Source organism: Chitinophaga sp. Ak27 (assembly GCF_012726295.1).
Taxonomy (GTDB): Bacteria; Bacteroidota; Bacteroidia; order Chitinophagales; family Chitinophagaceae; genus Chitinophaga.
In genome coordinates, this window is record NZ_JABAOB010000003.1 from 136,445 (window position 1) to 156,033 (window position 19,589).

A 19,589-nucleotide genomic window follows, 5' to 3' on the forward strand; every position below is an offset into this window, starting at 1 on the left:
GTCCCCCGGATGCCTGATTGAAGTTGACGCGATCGCGATTATTGATTGAAATTGCACTTTCAAAATAAAGCCTGCCCCACCGGGGCAGGCTTTATCACTTTATGCGATGCTTCCCTAATTGATACTGTAAAAGAAGCTTCTTAGTGCTTCTGCGAAGACCGTAGGTACTTCCAACGCGGCAAAATGTCCACCTTCTGCCATTTTTTGGAAACTGACTACGTTTACAAAGCGTTCTGCCCATTCCCTGGGAAATTGGGCTTCTCTTGGAAATATAGCTATACCTGCAGGTACGCTACTTTTTTTCAATGGTTGAGCACCTCCCCACTGCGCAATTGCATCTGCCTTGTACATTCTGACCGAGGTACCGATAGTTTGTGTGGTCCAGTAGATCATAATATTAGTGAGTAATTCATCTTTACCGCCAAATGCCTGCTCTATTATTTCAGGCGCAGCGCCTGCATTGATGAAGCTGAGTATCCAGGCCGTAAGCGCAACAGGAGAGTCATTTAAACCGTAGGCCAACGACTGGGGTTTGGTTGAATGTACCATGGCATAGGCGCCTTCGCTATACCACCACTGCTGCACGAATCCGGCAAATTGCCTTTCAGCCTCTGTCATGGTCTTTGGGTCTTCTTGTCCCATTGGATAGCCAATGTCTGTAAAATGTACCCCTGCCACTATATCGGGGTATTTCGATGCAAGGGCTTTAGTGATGCCCATACCTACATCGCCACCAGCTGCGTAAAATTTGGCATACCCCAGATTTTCAGTCATCAATACTTTCCATAAATCGGCCACTGCTTCACTGGACAAGGCAATCTTATCGGAAAAACCGAAACCTGGGATGGAAGGGATGATCAAATCAAAGCTTTGATCACCTTCAGTGAGTAACGGAATGATCTTGTGGAAACGGTAATAACTATCCGGCCAGCCATGTGTCAATAGGAGTGGCTTTGAATGCTTCCCTTTTCCCTTGATATATTGAAAATGGATTTTCACCCCGTTCACATCCGCCATGTATTGCGGGTATTTATTCAAGGCCGCCTCCTGCTTACGCCAATCATACTGGGTGAGCCAATAATGTACCAGCGCTTTCAGGTAGGCTTCACTGGTACCGAAGTGCCAACCCGATCCTTCTGCTTCACCCGGCCAACGGGTGTTGTCCAAACGGTTTTTTAAATCATCCAGCACTTGTTGAGGAACAGATACATTGAATACAGATACGTTTTTCATCATTGAAGTTTTTCTGGTTTGTGAATGTAGGTTTGTGGCACTTAATATGAGTAATGACAAAACAAGAGAAAGGATTCTTTTCATAATACCTTATTGTTTTAACTGGAACAAAGGTATATCAGAGGGTACGGGTATATTAGGCAAGATGGCGGAAGAACTGGTATAAAATTCGGTAAAGTCATTTTTACTGGCAGTTGGGAAATATGGTTATGTCCTGCGATAGTCAGTTGGGGTGACGTTTGTTAACTTTTTAAATGACTTAGTGAAATGAGAAGCATCTTCATAACCCAGCCAGTAACAAATCTCTTGTATGGAAAGGGCGGTTTGTTTCAGTAAACTTTTAGCTTCCATTATCACATATTCATCGATGAAAGTTTTAGCAGACTTGCCTAATTCTACCTGCAGGATCTCGCTGAGATATTTCGGAGTGATACTTAGCTTAGTAGCATAATAGGCTACTTCTTTATGTTCGGGGAAATGTTCTGCTACCAGTTTCCGGAATGTGCCGGCAATCTTCTCTTTGTTGGAAGCTGCAATGTTTGAAGAAGTTTGTGTATGAATAGAATGATACGTTTTGATCAACATCAGTAGTGAATGAACAATGCCGGGAATGGCATTCTTCTCTTCTTTTAACGCTTTAAGCAAGTCGAATATTGCCGTTATTTTTTTTAGTTGCTCCGCTGTTAACCGGATAACATGGTTACCCCCATGAAAGAAGAAGGGATGCGATGACAAGAACGAATTAAATGATAAGTCACCAAACAATTCTTCCGTAAAATAAATAGTATCATGTTCTGCCGTGTAGTTGCCTGTCCATTGACACACCATGCCCGGCCCAATGGTAGTTAGGCATCCGGCTGTTACCAGGTAATCCGTACTGCCAATTTTAAAAACATCTCCTTCGCCGGAATAAGTGATGCCAAGACCATAAGCAAATGTGCGGAAGGGGAAATTGATATGGGCACTTTTGTAAGTATGCCTGTCTGCCAGGAAAAAGGGTACCTGGAGACTATGCGAATTCTGATGCTTCAGAAATTCATATAGGTTAAATGAATTTAAATTGGTTTTTCGTTGCATACCAGGGTTATTAGTTGTAGGTAATCTAAAAATAGCACTTTTCTTATACTAATGCTGCAGCTTTAAACAACAAAAAATACTTAAATTGTGAAATTTAACGGCTTTTTTGCATCCAATCAATATAATCCTCTATCCTCCCTGCGAGATAAAAAGGTAAATTCAGTAAGGAATATTCTTTTCCCTTTGAAGTACTTTCTGTATCAATTTTTAATTGGCCACCAAAAGCATGCTACGATAATCCCGCCAGAAATCATCCGTATATAGAAAAAGAAAAACCCTGCCACCGGTTTGGTTTCCAACGCTGGCAATTTGTTTGTCATTAGCCGCTTTGGCAAGTAAAAGACTACATTCTTCTGCCCCTGGGGGTGCTACTAGCACCCATCTTTTATCATCGGTCAGTTTTGTATCTTCCAGTAGCTGGAAGTTTAATTTTTCTGTGTAGAATTTTATAGCCTCATCATAATCCTTTACTGTTAGTGCGATGTGGGCAATTTTTTGTTTCATAAAATCGACCTGTTTCTTCGAGATGGATTAAAACTTTCGATGCTAGATATTCATTTTGACCATCAGGTGCTCATCATGCAAAACATCGTTTTTGATGACGGCCTTTACTTTAACGGCCTCCAAGTGGTATCCGCTCTTCATTAATACTTTTTTGGAAGCCTCATTATAAGCAAACACACCTGCATAAATGCGAAGAATATTCATTTCCCGGAAGGCATATTCGGTGAGCAATGAAACGGCTTCTGTCATGATGCCTTTTCCATGAAAAGGCGCACCAAGCCAGTAGCCGATTTCGGCGGAATGACGGTAGATATCTGTTTGAGGCGTAAGCGTAATGGCGCCGGCAATTTTATCCTTTGCATAGATACCCCACACATGATTCAGCTTACCTTGTTCTATGAGAGAAAGAAACTCTTCCGCATCCTTCAGTGAATAAGGCGATGGAAAAGTGTCACGGAGATTGGCAGCAACAGCCGGATCATTGGCCAAGACGGCCATATCCTCAAGATCGCTGCGTTCAATGGCTTTCAGCTTAACATCGTTCTTTCCTGTAAGTGTCACGATTGTTTTCATGTTTTAATGTACATATATCTTCCGGTAGGGTGAAAATTATATTCCTTTTATATCACTGAAATTTTGTTAGCCATAATCACGATAAAGTCCTTCACGAATAATTTCTTGAGTGCATTGCTGCAATTTTCATGAATATTAATCTTAACCATGATAATTGAATTTACTGAGGCAGACTATACGTCACTTTCCCATTGGCATCCAAAAAATTCAGTTTGGCAGTACCGCTGGAATCCACAAACAGCTGTAACCGCGTTCTACCCATACGGTCCGCGAGCTTTACCATCGCCGTTTTACTATCGTCTTTGCCTACAAAAACGCGTTGTGCATAAGCCTGCTGACCGGGCTGAGGTTCCATCAGCCGTTTAAGCAATTCCTCTTTGGCAGGACTATTGGGAAGTGCCTGCGCTTTTTTATAGTCACCTCTCCATTGCCAGAAAGCTGGCGATGTTTGCCAGTCATCTATATGTAATCCGGTGTTTTGATCGCCATTCTGATCAGCATATGTCAGGTAGAGTACCTGGTTTTGATTATACTGGTCAAAAGATAAATGCCCCGTAGCAGTGTATTTCCCACTACTGTCTTTGCCGCCCATAAATACCAGGCCCCCGTTTTCAGTGCCTTCATCGTTATAAAAAACCAGTCCCGGTCTATTGCCGCCAGGGATAGGTGGTTTGATAGGTTTGCCATAAGCCATTACTTCCGGGGAACGGCTTTTATTGGAAATGACCATCCTTACCTGTCCATTAGACTCTACAATATTGATGCGTTCTACTGAAATTTCACTAAACCGTTCGATACGGGTGAAGGCAAATAAACCGGCGGCAACTACAAGTAAGGTAAGGATACCAGCGTACCATTTAAGGCGCATTAAGTCCTTTTGCATTTTGACGAATTGTTCTTCCATGGAGGATTTATATGAGTGTTTAAATATTGTAAGATTATTAGCCGGCAATGAATTTATTTTGGTAGCGTAAATAGGTGATGAATGTAATTTAGTACCAATTTTTAAATCAAAAAAGAAAGCGGCCGCTAAAATAGCAGGAAATAGGGGGTATCAGCAGCGGAAAATGGTAATGCGTGCAACAGGGTACTATATTTTCATGATAACCTAAGCTTAGCACAATTAATTAAATCCGCTAAATAAGCTCCCTGCTAAAGAAATAAAGCTACTTGTATGCAGAAGTGAACTCATACAGCCGGTAATGATGCTTTCCTGTTCCATTGATACAGGTTAACCATGGTTGCTGTGCCACCAACGGAGAGCAATGACCGTAAGTAAAAATGCGGATCACCCGTTGCTGCGATTCGCACTGCAATATGTCCAGCATATGTTGTAGCATGCGGCCCTCAAAAGGCGTGTAGAAAAAGAAAAGTGTGCCTTTAGAATAATCGCCCTGGTGTGCATTTATATTAGTAAAAGAGACTCCCTGCAACTGCAAGCTACGTACGCAGCGGCGGGCGTAGTCACAATAGGCAGGCTCGTATTCCATTCCTTTCGATACGATTCCGCTGAGCAGGTTAACCAGGATGGTGGCTTGTCCGAGTCCACTTCCGATGTCGAAAAATACGTCATGTGGCTTGGGCCGGGCTAATGCTACCATTTCAAATATAATTCTTGCAGGCGTTTTCTGATAGTATATCATTTCAGGCTCCCGCTCCAGCATAGGTGCTGGAAGCGGGTATACAGATAATAAGCCGTTGATAAAAGTGTCGAGGTCATCATAGCCTGGTTCATCAGATGGTGCGGCGCTGTTAACCACATCTCCCACGTATTCAGAAACCATGGCGTTAAAAGCAGCCGGAGAATAGTAACCTGCGCTGATTTTTTGCCGGAGCTGTGCGAACAATAACAGATCAGTTTGTTCCAGTTTGCATTTCAGTTGTATTGCGCATTGTTGTAGCTTCAGCAACGCCGGTGTGGGAGCTAAGCTGCTGATCCGGTCCAGGATATGAAAGTCGAGCTGGTCGATAGCCTGGGCGCGGTGACGGAAATGTTTTATTTCATAAAGGGTATCTTCTGCTTCTATCGCCCGGATACAGGACTGTAGCTCATTTATTACCACGCAATTTTTGACTGAATGTAAAATAAATTATGTTTTATCAGCAGTAAATTTTATACCGACAACACCTGGTTTTAATGTAGCTTAGAGGGATACGCTGTTAAAATCATCCTATGACCATCATACAAATCATATTGATACTGGCTACTGTTAGCGCCGGACTGATTACGGGGCTTCTTTTTGTTTTTTTGATTGCTATCAATCCTGCATTTACGCGTTTGCCGGATACCGCCTACATTGCCGCCATGCAGGCTATTAACCGGGTAATTGTAAACCCATTATTTATATTCAACTTCCTGGGCGCCGGGATATTATTGCCCCTGGCCGCATTTATGGATGGCAACTGGTGGCTATGGATGGCAGCGGCTTTGTATGTATTCGGAGTGCTGGGTGTAACCATCGGCGGCAATATTCCACTAAATAGTGTGTTGGATAAATTTCCGTTAGATACAGCCACACCGGAAGCCGCCGCCAGCGCCCGCACCGCTTTTGCCACTCCCTGGAATAAATGGCACGCGGTACGTACTTACGCAGCCCTGCTGGCATTCATATTGGAGGTGGTAACCTGCGTGTATAGGGGATAGAACAGCTTATTAGATACAAGAAAGCCTTCCCCGCGAGGAAGGCTTTCTAAGAAGTAATGATTACGAAAACTAGAAATTAGTGTTGATGATAAGTGTATTCCTGTCTGATGCTGCGAAATCCATTAGAATAGTTCCATACCGGCCATGCGTGTTGTTGGTAAAGTAAGTGGTCAGTTGTGGATTGATGGCATTGGAAACGGTAGTAATGCTGGGGATACCGAAGATTAATGATTTATATCCACTGCTGAAGTTGAGATACCATACAGATGCACTTCCGTTTTGGGCTTCTGTCAGCAGGTTGGTGATACTGGTCCATTTACCACTGTTATCAGGCACTACATATTGATCCTGTACCCTCAGGTTGGCGTTGCTGTTGTTGATAGAAAAGGTGGTGTTGTCTGCCCAGTTGGTACAGTCTATGCCCTTGGGCGTGTTGCTGGCGCCAAACCGTCTTACCAGTACAATTTTGCCCCTTACCTGTCCCAAGTTGGGAATGGTGGCGCTTAGATACCATTTGGAAGGTTGCAGCTGTGTGTAGCTGTCGAATGTTTGTTCAAAGGTGCGTGTGTTGTCGGTAGGATCATACTCTTCTTTCACACACATGACAATGGTTTCAGAAGGGTTGGCTGCCAGGAAGTCGTAACAGGCGTTGGTAACATCTGTAAAGTTCAGGTTTTGGTAGATGGAACCATGATGAATGGCAAAGGCATCGCCAATGTGCCGGCAACGGATGTCGAGAAAGCGGGTGCCTGCGTCGAGCTGTTCACGGATGGTGAGGTTCTGGCATTTGGCAGTGCCGCCTATGGGCTCAAAACGTGCGCCGCTGTCGTGGGTGCCAGGAATAGATAAATTGGATAAAACGGTATTGTCGGCAATGGATCCCATCCAGGCAGACAATGATACTGTTAGACCAGCGGTGGCAAGGCTGTTGGCGCCCGCATCGGCCCTCCTTTCGGAAGTTGGCTGAACGATATCTTTTTTACAGCTGAAAAGGAAAAAGGTGGCCGCAGCCAGAAAAAGGGTTATTTGCTTCATAGTGGATGTTTTTAATATTTAAAATATACTAAATAATTTTAGAGATAGCTATACCTGGCGGCGTTAAGTTTTTATGAAAAAACAGGTTCGTTTCCGGGTTGCCGGCCTGCGACAAGTGTTTTATTTTTGAAGAAAAGAATTACATGCTCACGACAGAACGGATGTACCAGGCGCTGATGGAGAAAGATGTGGCTTATGAAGGGCTGTTTGTAGCAGCGGTTAAAACAACGGGTATTTTTTGCCGTCCTACCTGTACAGCGAGAAAGCCAAAAGCCGGTAACGTAACATTTTTTCCTTCTTCCAGGGAGGCCATCGAAAATGGATACCGGCCTTGTAAGGTATGCAACCCCCTGGCGGCCATTGGGCAAACGCCTGCGCATATCCGCTGCATTATCGATGCCCTGCAGGCGGATCCGTCCAGGAAATGGAAAGATGCCGACCTGTTACAACAAGGCGTAGAGCCGAGCACCATCAGGAGATGGTTCCTGAAACACCATGGCGTTACCTTTCATGCTTACCAGCGCATGTTTCGCATGAATGCGGCGTTCAAAAAAATACAAACCGGGGAAACGGTTACTGCCGCCGCTTTCGATGCCGGTTATGAATCACTCAGCGGTTTCGCCGATTCTTTTAAATCAGTTTTTGGCGTGTCCCCCGTCAATAGTAAACATCAGCAAGTGATCAGTATCACCCGGTTGGAAACGCCCATTGGAAGCATGTTTGCCTGTGCGGTAACAGAAGGGATTTGTTTACTGGAGTTTACAGAAAGAAAAATCCTGGCAACGGAGTTTAAGGCGTTGACGCGATTGCTGCAAGCAAACATTATCCCGGGCGCCAGTCCCCATTTCGAGGTATTAAAGCAAGAGCTGGACGAATATTTCGCCGGAACCCGGAAAGTCTTTACGGTGCCGCTGCTGATGCCGGGGACCGTCTTTCAGCAAAAGATATGGCAGCTGCTGCAAACGGTGCCCTATGGTACTACCCGGTCGTATAAACAGCAAGCGATAGCGGCTGGTGAACCCGATGCTGTGCGGGCATTGGCGCATGCCAATGGCATGAATAGAATTGCCATCCTGGTACCCTGTCACCGCCTTGTGGGCGGCGATGGCAGTCTTACCGGCTATGGTGGCGGCATCTGGCGGAAGAAATGGTTGCTGGAACTGGAAAAATCACATGCTGATCCCTCTTAAGCATTTGTTAATCCCACACCGTTTACAATTGCGAAACATATTGCGATGTCTAAAATCCTTCTTTTGGCAGATACAACACGTAATCATCTGCACATGAAAAGATTTTTGGCCTTTTTTATTTTTACGGCAACTACTCTTTCTTCCGCCGCTCAGAAAGTACTGCCCTTGTATAAAGATTCCATACCCAACAGTATTGGCACTATTACACCGGAAAACGCACCAGCTATGACCCTCTACAAGCCGGAACACCCGAATGGTACGGCGGTGATCATCTTTCCCGGCGGAGCCTATGGCGGCCTGGCCATCGATGAAGAAGGGTTCAAAGTAGCCGAAGCTTTTATTACCAAAGGCATCACTGCCTTTGTAGTAAAATACCGCCTACCCTCAGATGCTACCATGCGCGATAAAAGTATGGGCCCTTTACAGGATGCGCAACAAGCCATAAAATTGGTGAGGATGAATGCTGCCGAATGGGGCGTCGATAAAAACAGGATCGGTATAGCAGGATATTCTGCGGGAGGCCACCTGGCCGCCACCCTGGGTACACACAGCGCCAAAAGCTATGTCCCCAACAAAGAAAAAATTGACCTGCGGCCCGACTTTATGATCCTCGTATATCCGGTAATCAGCATGCACGATGAACTCACCCACCAGGGTTCCAGAAGTAACCTCATCGGCCCTAGCCCATCCCCGGAAAAAGTGGCCTTTTTCTCCAACGAAGAATGGGTGAATAATAACACGCCACCGGCTTATATCACGCACTGTAACGACGATGCGGTGGTAAGCGTCAACAACAGTATCGCCTTTTACCAGGCCATGCAAAAAGGAGGTATTCCAGCAGAACTACACCTGTACCCCACCGGCAATCACGGATTTACCCAACGGTTACCCGTGTACGAATGGCTCGACCCCATGTCGTGGTGGATGAAAAGAGGGGGCTGGCTTCCCAATACCCCCTGATATTGAATCATGGCATAGCAGCGTGAACAGTGGGGTGCACCGGCGGCTTAGGGTGTAAAAGCTTTATCAATGGACGCTCTATCTTCTTGTAAAAAAGAATACCCACCGCTACACCCAAAGCCATGTGAACAAATATGGATAAGTCTGGATTAAGGAAAAATCCTGTATAGATATACATATTCGTCAGTAAATAGAAAAAGGTAAAGTGGGTCAGGTAAATGGAATAAGAGGCATCTCCCAGCAACAGGAAAAAGCGGTTATTCCATAACCTGGCCAACACCCCCTTCTTCTCCAGGAAGATACAGCCCGCCAGGATAAGGGCGCTGGGTAGTCCCCATAATAGCACCCTCTTTAAACTTCCCGTACCGGTTGTTACACTACCCAGCTCGGAAATATCCCCGAAACCATGGAAAATATTATATAAATAGCCCCCCACTCCCAATAGCAAGAGGAACGCCGCCACGCCCGCCGGCAACGTGATATTGCGGTACAGCCAGTAGATAATAACGCCAAATAAGAATTCCAGCATAATAGGGTTAGTATAAAATATCAGCCGGGGATCATGCACCTGCAAAACTTTTCCAATAATCACCAGGAGGGGAATAACCAGCAACAGCAGGAGCGTTTTGTATTTTATGCGTGTTAATATCAACAGGAAAAATAACATGTAAAACCACCACTCAAAGGAAAGCGACCAACCCACCACTAAAATAGGAAACAATGCTTTTTGCGAATTCAATACCGGCAACATCAACACCGTGTTTTTTAACCCGTATAAAACAGCCTCAATAGGATAGAATTTATCGAAAAAACAAAACAACACCATGTATATCAAACTCGCCACATAATAGATGGGATTAATCCTTAAAAAACGTTTCTTCAGGAAATCGAGACCATCATAGGCGCCAAAATAATTACTGGCAACATAACTGATAATAAAACCAGATATCCCGAAGAAAAGATCTACCCCAATGGCGCCAAAGTTTTCCAGGAAGAAGAACTTTTGCTGATGCGACACGGAAAATGCTTCCTGTATATCAATGGCATGAACATGGACCACCAATAAAACCGCGATGGCTCTCAGGAATTGTATGCTGTTAATCTTCATAAATGGGATACTGATTGAGGGTAAAGGACTGTAACACCGGTTCACAACTATATACAGCAAATTATGATTGTTGGCTGTAACTACACCTCAGTCAGTATCATTCTTACCTGATACGCGATTGCCAGGATATACGGCTGATTTCAAACCAGTTGGAAGGCACGCCGTCATGTATAAAGGTATCGGTTAACTGAAACCCTACTTTAGTTAAAACATGTACTGATGCAGCATTACCTGCATCGGTCCAGGCATAAAGGTAATCGGGCTGCAACTGCTCAAATCCGTATTTGAGCGATGCCAGGGCACATTCGGTGGCATAGCCCTTCCCCCAGTATTGTGGTATAAACCGATACCCCACATCGTAAAAATTAACCTGGTGATGTACCGGCGCCGTTACCAGTTTCAATCCCGCCCATCCCACAAAGTTATTGCTGGCCTTTTCAATCACGGCCCATCTGCCAATCCCGTTGCTGACATATTGTTCACGGATAAACCGGATTTTCTCCCGCGCTTCATCCAGGGTGTTAATGGTAATGCCTCCTACATATTGCACTACTGCCGGATCTCCATCCAGTGCCAACATACCGGGGGCGTCGGCGGGAATAATTTCCCGCAGGATCAAACGGGGCGTTGAGGCAAATATCTCCATACACTACTGTCTATTTTTCGCCCAATTTAAAAAACCTGCCGATATTTCTAATAAGAAATACCCGGCGTTTGATGAACAAACCGCTGATCTGTTAACTGTTTTAGCATAAAATCGGCTACATCGGCCCGGGAAACCTGTACGGTGATAGCGGGGTCATTAGCGGCAAATCCATACCTGTATTGCCCGGTGTGGTTACCATCTGTTAAATTACCAGGTCGTACAATTACCCAGTCCAGCTGGCTGCTTTTGATATGTTTTTCCTGCAGGGCATGATCGGCAAAACCCTTTTTCAGCAGGAAAGGCGCAATAATATACCGGAACACAAAAGGGGTTCTGCGCAGTACTTCTTTGCTGTCGCCATAACCAAGGGAGGTCTGGCAAATAAAACGCCTGATACCGGCTTTCTCCATCGCACGGATAATATTCCGCGTGCCTTCAGATCGCACTACACCCGTTTTATTGGCAGGGCGACCAATGGTAGATAATACCGCATCATGGCCTTTCATAATCGGTTCTATAGTTTGATAATCCAGTACATCGCCCTGTACTACCTGTAGATTAGGATGTTGTACCTGCAACATCTGCGGGCTACGCACAAACGCGGTTACCGTATGTCCCTGTTGTAAAGCCTGCGCTAAGAGTTGTTTACCGGTACCCCCGGTGGCGCCAAAGATTAGTAATTTCATCATCATTAATTTTATAATCCAAAATTAGGATGACGGGTACTGGGGAAATAGAACAAAACCGACAAACAATTATTTTGTAATAGAAGGGAAGTTGGTAACAATTTCTGTATTCTTCTTTTGATACTGGTAAGGCGATACGCCGGCAAATTCCTTGAATACACGGATATAATGCGACTGGTCGGCATAATCGTTTTCAAAAGCGATATCGGATAACTTGCTGTAGTCATTATTTCTCAGCTGGGTCAGCGAGTGCTGGAACCGGCATATACGCGAAAATAGTTTGGGAGAGATACCCACGCCCTGTTTAAACCGACGCTCAAAACTTCTTTCCGTGAGCCTCAGTTGCTGTTGTAATTCCTTTAAGGAAATACCTCCTTTGGAGGCCATAATTTGCATCAGGGCATATTGGGTAGCCTTATCGGGCCCCGTTTGATGTTTATTAATTTGTTCAATGAGAAATGCTGAAATAACCGCTATTTTCTCCCCTGTAGAAACAGTATTTGCCAGTCTTTCATTCAGAAAATAATCTTTTGAGGCCTCCAGTAAATCCAGGTCAGTACAGGTGTTGGTGAGGTCTCCTGCATTCAGGCCGAAAACACTATGCAATGCATCCGGATAAAAACAAACACCGATGGTACAAATGGTGCCTGCCAGCTGTAACTCTGTATATTTTGTAGTTTGCCCGTACAGTAATAAGTCGGGCAACAGTTTATCATCCTGGAGAAAAGTACCCTGACCGGATTGCTGGAACAGCAAACCCGGACAGCCATCTGCTACCGGCCCAAATATTCGGGGAGTAGCAGCAGCATCACTTTCCAATGTCCAGAAATAACGAACATGGCGCTGAAGATAAGTTGGTGGAGGAATTTCCTGGTACTTCATTTATTTGGGTAATAAACTTACATTCAAGGTAAGATTTTTTTATTGAATCCAATATTATCTGCCATTTCCATAGACGCATTATTTTATGAAACAACCTTTATTGTACTTCGTTGGCTGTATTGCCCTGCTACTAGCCACAGCAACTGGATGGGCGCAAAATAAAACAGTCGTTTTTCAATCTGACTTCGGGCTGAAAGATGGAGCAGTATCAGCCATGAAAGGTGTGGCCAACACGGTATCTGCCGATCTTAAACTCTACGACCTTACCCACGAAATTCCTGCCTATAACATTTGGGAGGCTGCTTACCGGCTGGAACAAACCGTTCCTTACTGGCCGGCCGGAACCGTTTTCGTGTCGGTAGTAGATCCCGGTGTAGGCACTTCCCGGAAGTCGGTGGTATTGAAGACCAATTCCGGCCACTTTATCGTAACCCCCGATAACGGCACCCTCACACTGGTAGCCGCTTCTCTGGGAATTGCTGCAGTACGTGAAATAGACGAAGCAGTGAACCGCCGTAAAGATTCACAACAATCCTACACCTTCCATGGCCGCGATGTATACGCCTATACCGCCGCCAGGCTGGCTTCCGGTGTCATTACCTTCGAACAGGTTGGCCAGGCCTTACCCAATGAGGTAGTGAAAATCCCTTATCAGCCAGCCACCCTGGAGAATGGTATACTTAAAGGAAATATTGCTATCCTCGATGTGCAATACGGCAATGTATGGACCAATATTTCCGCTGATTTGTTAAACCGGTTGCATCCCAAATATGGCGACATCCTCCATGTTACCTTCTTCCATCTTGGAAAAAAAGTACACCAGGCAGATGCTCCCTACAGTCAAACCTTTGGCGCGGTAGCCATCGGCCAACCGCTAAGCTATCTGAACAGCTTAATGGAATTGTCGTTTGCACTCAACCAGGGCAACTTCGCCGATACCTGGCATATTGGAAGCGGTAGTGAATGGAGCGTGGAAGTAACGGTTAGGCGCCGTTAGTTTACAAGTTCGAAATCCTAACTACCTTGTCTTGCGGCTAAAGCGGGGACGTTGTGATAAATCGAAGTTGTACAATAGGGTGATGCCATAAATATCTGGTTGCCTTTTACTAACGCTCTTCATATAGGAGCCTTTAAGTTCTATGCCATCCGCTTTGTCGCCAATCCGGATCCTCATGCCGGCATTAGCCACCGGCCCAAATGAATCCTGGTACGTAGAATCGGTATAGTGATAATTCCTGATCACCTGCGTAACATTCACCGGACCATAATGATAGCCAAAACCGCCACCCACAAAGAATCCCACCCGGTGTGGATTATTGAGAGAAGAAAGTGCGCCCACATTGAAATTTAATATAACTGGTATGTCGATCATAAACCGGGATTTTACTTCCGGTTCGCCGGTATCGTAATCGTAATAGTAAATATCGTCCCCCACATAGTAGCTGTCCGTTTGCCTTCCTCCGCGGCCGCCGGAGCCGCCAATACTCAGTGGAATGCCTACCGACAACGATGTGTGCTTATGTTCCATCAGGTTGAAGCGGGGTGAATAGGTAATAGCAATACTGAAGATGCTGCCAAAGCGAGGGGTATGATCAATGAACCCCGACAGACCAACTGCATGCATGAAACTTTGGGAGAAAAGCCGGGAACCGGTGAGGCAAATAATTGCTAACAAAACAATTTTTTTATTCATGGTACAGATGGTATTGGCTGATCGTGAAATGCGCAAAAGAGATGCCAATAAATAGGGTTATTTGCCACCTTATCTTGTATGGCAGTGCATTTAAAGCAAAAAGAAAGGGTTGGAACGATAACCATCGTTTCAACCCTTTTCTTTTTTTATACCTGGCTACTGCAATACGTCCAGTATCGGATGATCAATTCCCTGCACCTGGGTTTCAGCAGGCTTAATCAGCTCCAGTACGGTGATCTTATTGCGGCCGGTTTGCAGCCATTCGGCAGGAACATACAGTGTTTGCTGCGGGCCTACCTTCCAGTAACGGCCCAGGTGATGACCGTTGATCCACACAACGCCTTTACCCCACTTGCTCATATCCAGGTAAGTATCGCCTTTGCTGCTCAGTGTAAAGCTACCTTCTTTTAATACTGGTGCATCTGCTGCTACTGCCGATGTTTTGATAACGGGCTGTTGTTCGTAAGGAAGCTTAAATTGCTGCCATTGATGAATCGCCTTTCCATTAAATAATACCTGTCCATCTATCCCTTTCCTGTTTTTCAGGAGATAAGGGCCAAAGTTGATGCGTCCCAGGTTTTCGACCAGGATTTCCAGTGTTACATTTCCAGCAGGGAGGGTAATGTCGGTGCTGTCCTGCTTCAGTCGCCTGTCGAGGATCGCTACTCTTTTTCCGTTTACGAAAACCAGCCCGTAATCTCGCAGGTCTTTGATCTTTAAAGTGCCGCTACTGCCGCCTTTGAGAGTAGTGCGGTATAATACAAAGCCATAAGCCTGTTTCAGGTCTTCAAACGTTAACGGATCTACGCTTTTTACTGCAGCAGGCAGTTGGCTGAACAGGGCACCGCTGCGCTCAAAAGTAATAGCAGGTGTTGTGATTACCGGCTTTTTAGCAGGAATTTCCGGTAAGGTTACTCCAGGTGCTAAATGTTTGGCGATTACTTCTCTGAATGCCATGAACTTAGGCGTAGCATTTCCCGCTTCATCCAGCGGAGCATCATAGTCGTAACTGCTGATCTGTGGCGAATAAGGCGCTTCATCGTTGTAGTTGGCGCCGTTCATATAGCCGCGGGTAGTTCCGCCGTGGAACATGTACATGTTGATGGAGATACCGGCAGCCAATACCCGGTCTAAACGGGTAAGGAAATTTTCGTAAGGAACAGTATGGTGCTTTTCTCCCCAGGAATCAAACCAGGCAGGATACCACTCGGCAATATAGAATGGGCCCTTGCCATTGTGGTTTTCTTTTACCAGTTGTTTTACTTTTTCCGGATCATCCACGCCGTTTACGGCCGGCAGCAAACCCGGCAGATGTCCTTTGGCTACGTCTGCGGCAGGATCGCAAGTATAGAGCAAGCCGTCAAAGCCAGCTTCTGTAAACATCTTACGGTTAAGCTCTAGGTAAGATTTATCGTTAGCGTAAGAACCATATTCATTTTCAATTTGTGTCATCAGGATGTTGCCACCATGATTGATCTGCAAATGCGCCAGTTGTTTGCCTACGGCTTTAATATAATTATTGTAGGCTTTCAGGTATTGAGGTTCTTTACTCCTCACTTCCAGCCCTTTTATTTCCTGCAACCAGTAAGGATAACCGCCAAATTCCCACTCCGCGCAGGCATAGGGGCTAGGGCGTAAAATGACCCACATACCTTCTTCCTGACATATTTTTACAAAAGCAGCTACGTCGCTATTGCCGGAAAAGTTATAATGTCCCTGCTCTGGTTCGTGCATGTTCCAGAACACATATGTACCTATGGTATTTAAGCCCATAGCTTTTGCCATTTTGATCCGGTCGCGCCACGATTCACGGGGCACCCGCAGATAGTGGATCTCGCCGGAAATCATCTGGAAGGGTTTCCCATCCAGCAAAAAGGTGGAGTCGCCTAACTGAAAGGTATGTTGTGCACTTAATTGGAAGCAGCATAACATCATCAGTATTACTACGCTGATTTTTTTCATCACTTACTGTTTATTTGCGTTTAATTGTTGGGTCAATGTTACCACAGATCGTGCGGGTATCGTTATCGTATGACCGTTTACGTTACCCGGTTGTAAGTTGCCCTGGTTGTTGGTGGTATAGCTACGCATGCCGCCGCCAGGTAAACCTTTGCCACGTACGGTTATGTTAGTGGCGGAAGAGCGGCTATTGATAACCACAATAGCGATGCTGTTGTTTGTATTTTTATAGGCAGACAGATAGATATCTTTTGTATCAGCGCTGTCTGCCAGTTGCGCGGATACCCTTTGTGCGCCGGGTCTTACAAAACGGCTGTAATTACCGAATACCCACAACATTTTTGTATCGTGGATTTGTCCATCCGCTTTGTTTTTATCTATATAAATCAATCCATCTTTATAATCGTATGGCGATATAGCCAGCCACCACTGCCAGGCTGATGCGTTGGCAACGGCAAGATCAGTGTGGATAACCCTGGCCAGGTATAAGGCGGCGTCCATGCCCAGGTCTACCTTATTGCCGTTCATTTCGCCGGCATTATCGCCCAGTATGCAATATTCTGATTGCCAGAAAGGAATGCCCATCAGCGAGGCGTGTAATCTTTTACGTATAGCCACGGCCGTGTCTTGCGGAGAGGTGGTGAAATAGCTATGTCCTGCTATCGCTTTGTATAAGCTGGGGCGGTTTCCCAGGTAAGTAGGGCTGTGCGGATCGAAGAAAGCAGCTATCTGCATGCCTTTGGCTGGTTTGTCTTCACCGGCATAGAGGTAGTTGATCTTGCCGGCTTCTGTTATTAAAATCTTTGTGGGGAGCTGATGTTGATGAAAGGTCTGGTCTACCGCTTTTACGAGACCATAAATTTGTTCGTTGTTATAAGGACATCCTTCCTGGCCGCCATCGCTCCAATCCCATTGGGGTTCGTTAACAGGACTTACAAAATCGAGGGTGATGCCGGTTTCCTGCTGGATGCCTTGTACTACGTTTTTCAGGAAATTGGCTACGGCGGGGTATTGTTCGGGGGGCAGGTTGCATTGTCCGTTACTGGCAAATGCTTTACCGTTGCGGGTGAAGGCTACCGGGGGACTATTTAGAAAGCCCAGAAACTGTTGAACGCCCCTGGCTTTGGCGGCATTTAAGAACCATATCTGTCCGGCTTGCTGCTGCCAGTGGTATTGATGATCGGCGCCCAGGAAGCAGGCTGCCCGCCGCCATTCATCGCGGATGCCGCTTTCGCTGCCTTGTTCGGCGCTGCCAGCGCCAATGTTAAACCGCCACATCGACAAGCCAATACCTTTGGGTTGTCCGTTGGCAGTTGTATCGCTGCTAAACAGCCAGTCGGCCAGCTGGTTTCTCTTAGGATCCGGCCAGGTGCCGGTAAACTGGCAGGACCAGGCATCGGATGCCGCAAAGTTGTGAATAGTTTGTGCCTTCCTGGAAAGGTCGATGTTTACCCGCATCGCCGGGTTATGCTGAGATATACCCTGCTGTAATATCATACAACCGAGCAGGGCGCCTGTTATTTTTTTCATGTTCCTAGTAAGCGGTTGCACGCAAAGCCGCATGGTATGCAAGGACTTCCCGTAGTAAGAAGGGTAGTTGCAAGCCTGTAAAGTAGTAAAATAGTCGCTGATTATTTTCCAAATCTGATGCTGCTACCTTACTACTTTACAGATGCCTTGCTCCTGTTGGATTCATGCTATTGCCTGAAACTTATCATGACTAGTAGCCAGGGTTCTGCTTCAGAGCGCCATTGGAGGCCAATATATCTGCCCTTGGAATAGGTAACCAATAGTTGGCTTCTTTAAACAGGCGGTTATCCAGGGCTACTTTCCTGGTATAAGTATAGGCGCCGCCGTTAGCCGTAATGGTAATACCATAAGCCGGTACATTTTCGGTAACAGTGGCTGTTTTCCATCTGCGCACATCATAGAAGCGGTGCTCTTCAAAAGCCAGTTCTACCTGCCTTTCTCTCCTGATAGCGTCGCGCATCTGGTCTTTGGAAAGCCCTGGTGTTAACGCCGGCTGATGCACGCTGGCACGCTGCCGGATCTGGTTGATCGCATTGTATACGCTCGCATCGGGACCAACAGCTTCGTTTTGCGCTTCTGCATAATTCAGCAATACCTCTGCATAACGGATGTAAATCCAGGGCTGCAACCCCGCTACATCCCATGGATTGTCGATCGGATTTTTATCATCCAGGAATTTGCGCAGGTAATAACCTGTTTTGGAAGCATTCCAGTTGGAAGGACCGTCCTTACTGTCTTTACCCCCGGGTGTAAAGGTTTGTATGGTAGATCCGCGGTAAGAGGCGCCATTATAGAGAATGGTGGCATAAAAACGGGGATCCCTGTTGGCATACGGATTCTGTGGATTATACCCTGAAGCCGGATCGGTAATAGGTTTGCCGTTATTCATTTCATATGCATCCACCATATTCTGCAAAGGCGTATTGCCTGCCCATCCGCCATAGCCGTTAGGGCCATTGGAGATTTCGAGGCATACGTGGCGGGCGCCTACGGCAAATTGCCGCGCGAAAATGATTTCATTGTTATTGCTGTTCAGGAACAACTGTGTATAATCCGGCGCTATGCTGTATTTGGAAAGACCTATTACAGCTTTGGCAGCATCGGCTGCGGCCTGCCAGGTACCTACGTTGTAGAGCGGGCTGGCGGCATATAGTAACAAGCGGGCTTTCAGGGCCAGCGCAGCAGCCTGGGTAGCTCTGCCAGGCAGCCAGTCGGTGCTGTTGTTATCGGCTGGAAGATCGGGCGCTGCAGCAGTGAGCTCGGAAATAACATAGTCCATTGACTGTTGTAAGGTAGCCCTGTTAAATAAAGCCGGATCGCTCAGATTATCCTGCAAACTGTATTCTTTATCTCCCATCATTACTACGCCGCCATAGTTGCGGATCAGGTCATGATAACGGTAAGCGCGGATAAAGCGCAGTTCTGCCCTCAGGCGCTTGCGGTGCGCAGTACTCATTACTACAGTGTCAATGTGATTGAGCCCGTAGTTACATTCCCGGATACTGCGATAACTTCTCCCCCAAATGGTACCAGTGATACCCATGTTTTCGGGGGCCAGCTGTCCCTGCTGAACGAGCCAGGTGTTATCGTCGTTGTTATAAATAGATTCGTCTGTAATAGAGCTCCACAAACCATATTCGAACCCTCTGCCAAACCCGGGGTTGCTACCTTCCCCTTCTTTATCCTGTAGCTTAATGCTTAGATAACGGTTAATGACATAGTTTTCAAACAAAGAAGAATCGGCCAGTACGGCATCTCCCAATATCCTGTCGGTGGGAGTTACATTCAGAAAATCTTTCTGACAGGAGGAAAGGATACCTGACGCCACTAAAGCCAGACCGTATAATATATTTGTAGTTTTCATGATTT

Annotated in this window: 18 protein-coding genes and 1 pseudogene; 4 read left to right on the forward strand and 15 right to left on the reverse strand. The window is 46.0% G+C overall.

Going from position 1 to position 19,589, the window contains the following annotated elements; translation table 11 throughout:
* Positions 1-114: 114 nt before the first annotated feature.
* The 6 genes and pseudogenes from HGH90_RS12030 to HGH90_RS32105 form a co-directional block, all read right to left on the reverse strand.
* The gene (locus tag HGH90_RS12030) at positions 115-1,236 is read right to left on the reverse strand and encodes an epoxide hydrolase family protein (RefSeq protein ID WP_211172632.1); all 1,122 of its coding nucleotides are present in this window, start codon (positions 1,234-1,236) and stop codon (positions 115-117) included.
* Positions 1,237-1,440: 204 nt separating this feature from the next.
* A complete protein-coding gene (locus tag HGH90_RS12035) occupies positions 1,441-2,310 on the reverse strand; it encodes an AraC family transcriptional regulator (RefSeq protein WP_168766824.1) in 870 nt (289 codons plus the stop codon).
* Positions 2,311-2,535: 225 nt separating this feature from the next.
* Positions 2,536-2,814 (reverse strand): annotated as a pseudogene (locus tag HGH90_RS12040) (VOC family protein); the annotation flags it as partial.
* A 42-nt stretch (positions 2,815-2,856) separates the two neighbouring features.
* The gene (locus HGH90_RS12045; protein ID WP_168766827.1) at positions 2,857-3,387 is read right to left on the reverse strand and encodes a GNAT family N-acetyltransferase; all 531 of its coding nucleotides are present in this window, start codon (positions 3,385-3,387) and stop codon (positions 2,857-2,859) included.
* 160 nt (positions 3,388-3,547) lie between these two features.
* Positions 3,548-4,270, reverse strand: a complete 723-nt coding sequence (locus HGH90_RS12050; protein ID WP_211093110.1) for a hypothetical protein — start codon at positions 4,268-4,270, stop codon at positions 3,548-3,550.
* A gap of 283 nt (positions 4,271-4,553) precedes the next feature.
* Positions 4,554-5,450, reverse strand: coding sequence for a hypothetical protein (locus tag HGH90_RS32105; protein WP_168766829.1), 897 nt, complete (start codon positions 5,448-5,450; stop codon positions 4,554-4,556).
* 110 nt (positions 5,451-5,560) lie between these two features.
* Here HGH90_RS32105 and HGH90_RS12060 point away from each other — a divergent pair, with 110 nt between their 5' ends.
* Positions 5,561-6,031, forward strand: coding sequence for a DUF1772 domain-containing protein (locus tag HGH90_RS12060; RefSeq protein ID WP_168766830.1), 471 nt, complete (start codon positions 5,561-5,563; stop codon positions 6,029-6,031).
* A 69-nt stretch (positions 6,032-6,100) separates the two neighbouring features.
* On the opposite strand, the gene HGH90_RS12065 is transcribed toward HGH90_RS12060, so the two are convergent.
* Positions 6,101-7,066, reverse strand: coding sequence for a phosphatidylinositol-specific phospholipase C (locus HGH90_RS12065; RefSeq protein ID WP_168766831.1), 966 nt, complete (start codon positions 7,064-7,066; stop codon positions 6,101-6,103).
* 143 nt (positions 7,067-7,209) lie between these two features.
* Between HGH90_RS12065 and HGH90_RS12070 the strand changes: the two genes are divergently transcribed.
* Complete coding sequence (locus HGH90_RS12070; RefSeq protein ID WP_168766832.1) at positions 7,210-8,256, forward strand: bifunctional transcriptional activator/DNA repair enzyme AdaA; 1,047 nt, start codon at positions 7,210-7,212, stop codon at positions 8,254-8,256.
* Positions 8,257-8,349: 93 nt separating this feature from the next.
* The gene (locus tag HGH90_RS12075; protein ID WP_168766833.1) at positions 8,350-9,216 is read left to right on the forward strand and encodes an alpha/beta hydrolase; all 867 of its coding nucleotides are present in this window, start codon (positions 8,350-8,352) and stop codon (positions 9,214-9,216) included.
* 7 nt (positions 9,217-9,223) lie between these two features.
* On the opposite strand, the gene HGH90_RS12080 is transcribed toward HGH90_RS12075, so the two are convergent.
* From HGH90_RS12080 to HGH90_RS12095, 4 genes are all read right to left on the reverse strand, one after another.
* On the reverse strand, positions 9,224-10,324 hold the full coding sequence (locus HGH90_RS12080; protein ID WP_168766834.1) for an acyltransferase family protein: 1,101 nt from the start codon (positions 10,322-10,324) through the stop codon (positions 9,224-9,226).
* Positions 10,325-10,427: 103 nt separating this feature from the next.
* Positions 10,428-10,970: a GNAT family N-acetyltransferase gene (locus HGH90_RS12085; protein ID WP_169191196.1), complete on the reverse strand. Its 543-nt coding sequence runs from the start codon at positions 10,968-10,970 to the stop codon at positions 10,428-10,430.
* Between the two features lie 47 nt (positions 10,971-11,017).
* The gene (locus HGH90_RS12090) at positions 11,018-11,656 is read right to left on the reverse strand and encodes an NAD(P)-dependent oxidoreductase (protein WP_168766836.1); all 639 of its coding nucleotides are present in this window, start codon (positions 11,654-11,656) and stop codon (positions 11,018-11,020) included.
* Between the two features lie 69 nt (positions 11,657-11,725).
* Positions 11,726-12,538 carry a helix-turn-helix domain-containing protein gene (locus HGH90_RS12095; protein WP_168766837.1) on the reverse strand — a complete coding sequence of 271 codons (813 nt, stop codon included), beginning with the start codon at positions 12,536-12,538 and terminating at the stop codon, positions 11,726-11,728.
* 85 nt (positions 12,539-12,623) lie between these two features.
* On the opposite strand from HGH90_RS12095, the gene HGH90_RS12100 reads away from it, so the two are divergent.
* A complete protein-coding gene (locus HGH90_RS12100) occupies positions 12,624-13,535 on the forward strand; it encodes an S-adenosyl-l-methionine hydroxide adenosyltransferase family protein (protein WP_169191197.1) in 912 nt (303 codons plus the stop codon).
* Positions 13,536-13,556: 21 nt separating this feature from the next.
* Here the strand turns inward: HGH90_RS12100 and HGH90_RS12105 are convergent, their stop codons facing one another.
* From HGH90_RS12105 to HGH90_RS12120, 4 genes are all read right to left on the reverse strand, one after another.
* On the reverse strand, positions 13,557-14,213 hold the full coding sequence (locus tag HGH90_RS12105; protein WP_169191198.1) for a hypothetical protein: 657 nt from the start codon (positions 14,211-14,213) through the stop codon (positions 13,557-13,559).
* Between the two features lie 174 nt (positions 14,214-14,387).
* A complete protein-coding gene (locus tag HGH90_RS12110; protein WP_169191199.1) occupies positions 14,388-16,193 on the reverse strand; it encodes a glycoside hydrolase family 35 protein in 1,806 nt (601 codons plus the stop codon).
* 3 nt (positions 16,194-16,196) lie between these two features.
* The gene (locus HGH90_RS12115; RefSeq protein ID WP_169191200.1) at positions 16,197-17,720 is read right to left on the reverse strand and encodes a glycoside hydrolase family 30 protein; all 1,524 of its coding nucleotides are present in this window, start codon (positions 17,718-17,720) and stop codon (positions 16,197-16,199) included.
* Positions 17,721-17,910: 190 nt separating this feature from the next.
* Positions 17,911-19,584 (reverse strand): RagB/SusD family nutrient uptake outer membrane protein, encoded by a 1,674-nt coding sequence (locus tag HGH90_RS12120; RefSeq protein ID WP_168766842.1) that lies wholly within the window; start codon positions 19,582-19,584, stop codon positions 17,911-17,913.
* Positions 19,585-19,589 lie beyond the last annotated feature (5 nt).

Excerpts from the sequence above, each read along its gene's own strand:
- HGH90_RS12030 (WP_211172632.1), bottom strand. The coding sequence starts at position 1,236 with ATGATGAAAAACGTATCTGTATTCAATGTATCTGTTCCTCAACAAGTG.
- HGH90_RS12035 (WP_168766824.1), bottom strand. The coding sequence starts at position 2,310 with ATGCAACGAAAAACCAATTTAAATTCATTTAACCTATATGAATTTCTG.
- HGH90_RS12045 (WP_168766827.1), bottom strand. The coding sequence starts at position 3,387 with ATGAAAACAATCGTGACACTTACAGGAAAGAACGATGTTAAGCTGAAA.
- HGH90_RS12050 (WP_211093110.1), bottom strand. The coding sequence starts at position 4,270 with ATGCAAAAGGACTTAATGCGCCTTAAATGGTACGCTGGTATCCTTACC.
- HGH90_RS12060 (WP_168766830.1), top strand. The coding sequence starts at position 5,561 with ATGACCATCATACAAATCATATTGATACTGGCTACTGTTAGCGCCGGA.
- HGH90_RS12065 (WP_168766831.1), bottom strand. The coding sequence starts at position 7,066 with ATGAAGCAAATAACCCTTTTTCTGGCTGCGGCCACCTTTTTCCTTTTC.
- HGH90_RS12070 (WP_168766832.1), top strand. The coding sequence starts at position 7,210 with ATGCTCACGACAGAACGGATGTACCAGGCGCTGATGGAGAAAGATGTG.
- HGH90_RS12075 (WP_168766833.1), top strand. The coding sequence starts at position 8,350 with ATGAAAAGATTTTTGGCCTTTTTTATTTTTACGGCAACTACTCTTTCT.
- HGH90_RS12080 (WP_168766834.1), bottom strand. The coding sequence starts at position 10,324 with ATGAAGATTAACAGCATACAATTCCTGAGAGCCATCGCGGTTTTATTG.
- HGH90_RS12085 (WP_169191196.1), bottom strand. The coding sequence starts at position 10,970 with ATGGAGATATTTGCCTCAACGCCCCGTTTGATCCTGCGGGAAATTATT.
- HGH90_RS12090 (WP_168766836.1), bottom strand. The coding sequence starts at position 11,656 with ATGAAATTACTAATCTTTGGCGCCACCGGGGGTACCGGTAAACAACTC.
- HGH90_RS12095 (WP_168766837.1), bottom strand. The coding sequence starts at position 12,538 with ATGAAGTACCAGGAAATTCCTCCACCAACTTATCTTCAGCGCCATGTT.
- HGH90_RS12100 (WP_169191197.1), top strand. The coding sequence starts at position 12,624 with ATGAAACAACCTTTATTGTACTTCGTTGGCTGTATTGCCCTGCTACTA.
- HGH90_RS12110 (WP_169191199.1), bottom strand. The coding sequence starts at position 16,193 with ATGAAAAAAATCAGCGTAGTAATACTGATGATGTTATGCTGCTTCCAA.
- HGH90_RS12115 (WP_169191200.1), bottom strand. The coding sequence starts at position 17,720 with ATGAAAAAAATAACAGGCGCCCTGCTCGGTTGTATGATATTACAGCAG.
- HGH90_RS12120 (WP_168766842.1), bottom strand. The coding sequence starts at position 19,584 with ATGAAAACTACAAATATATTATACGGTCTGGCTTTAGTGGCGTCAGGT.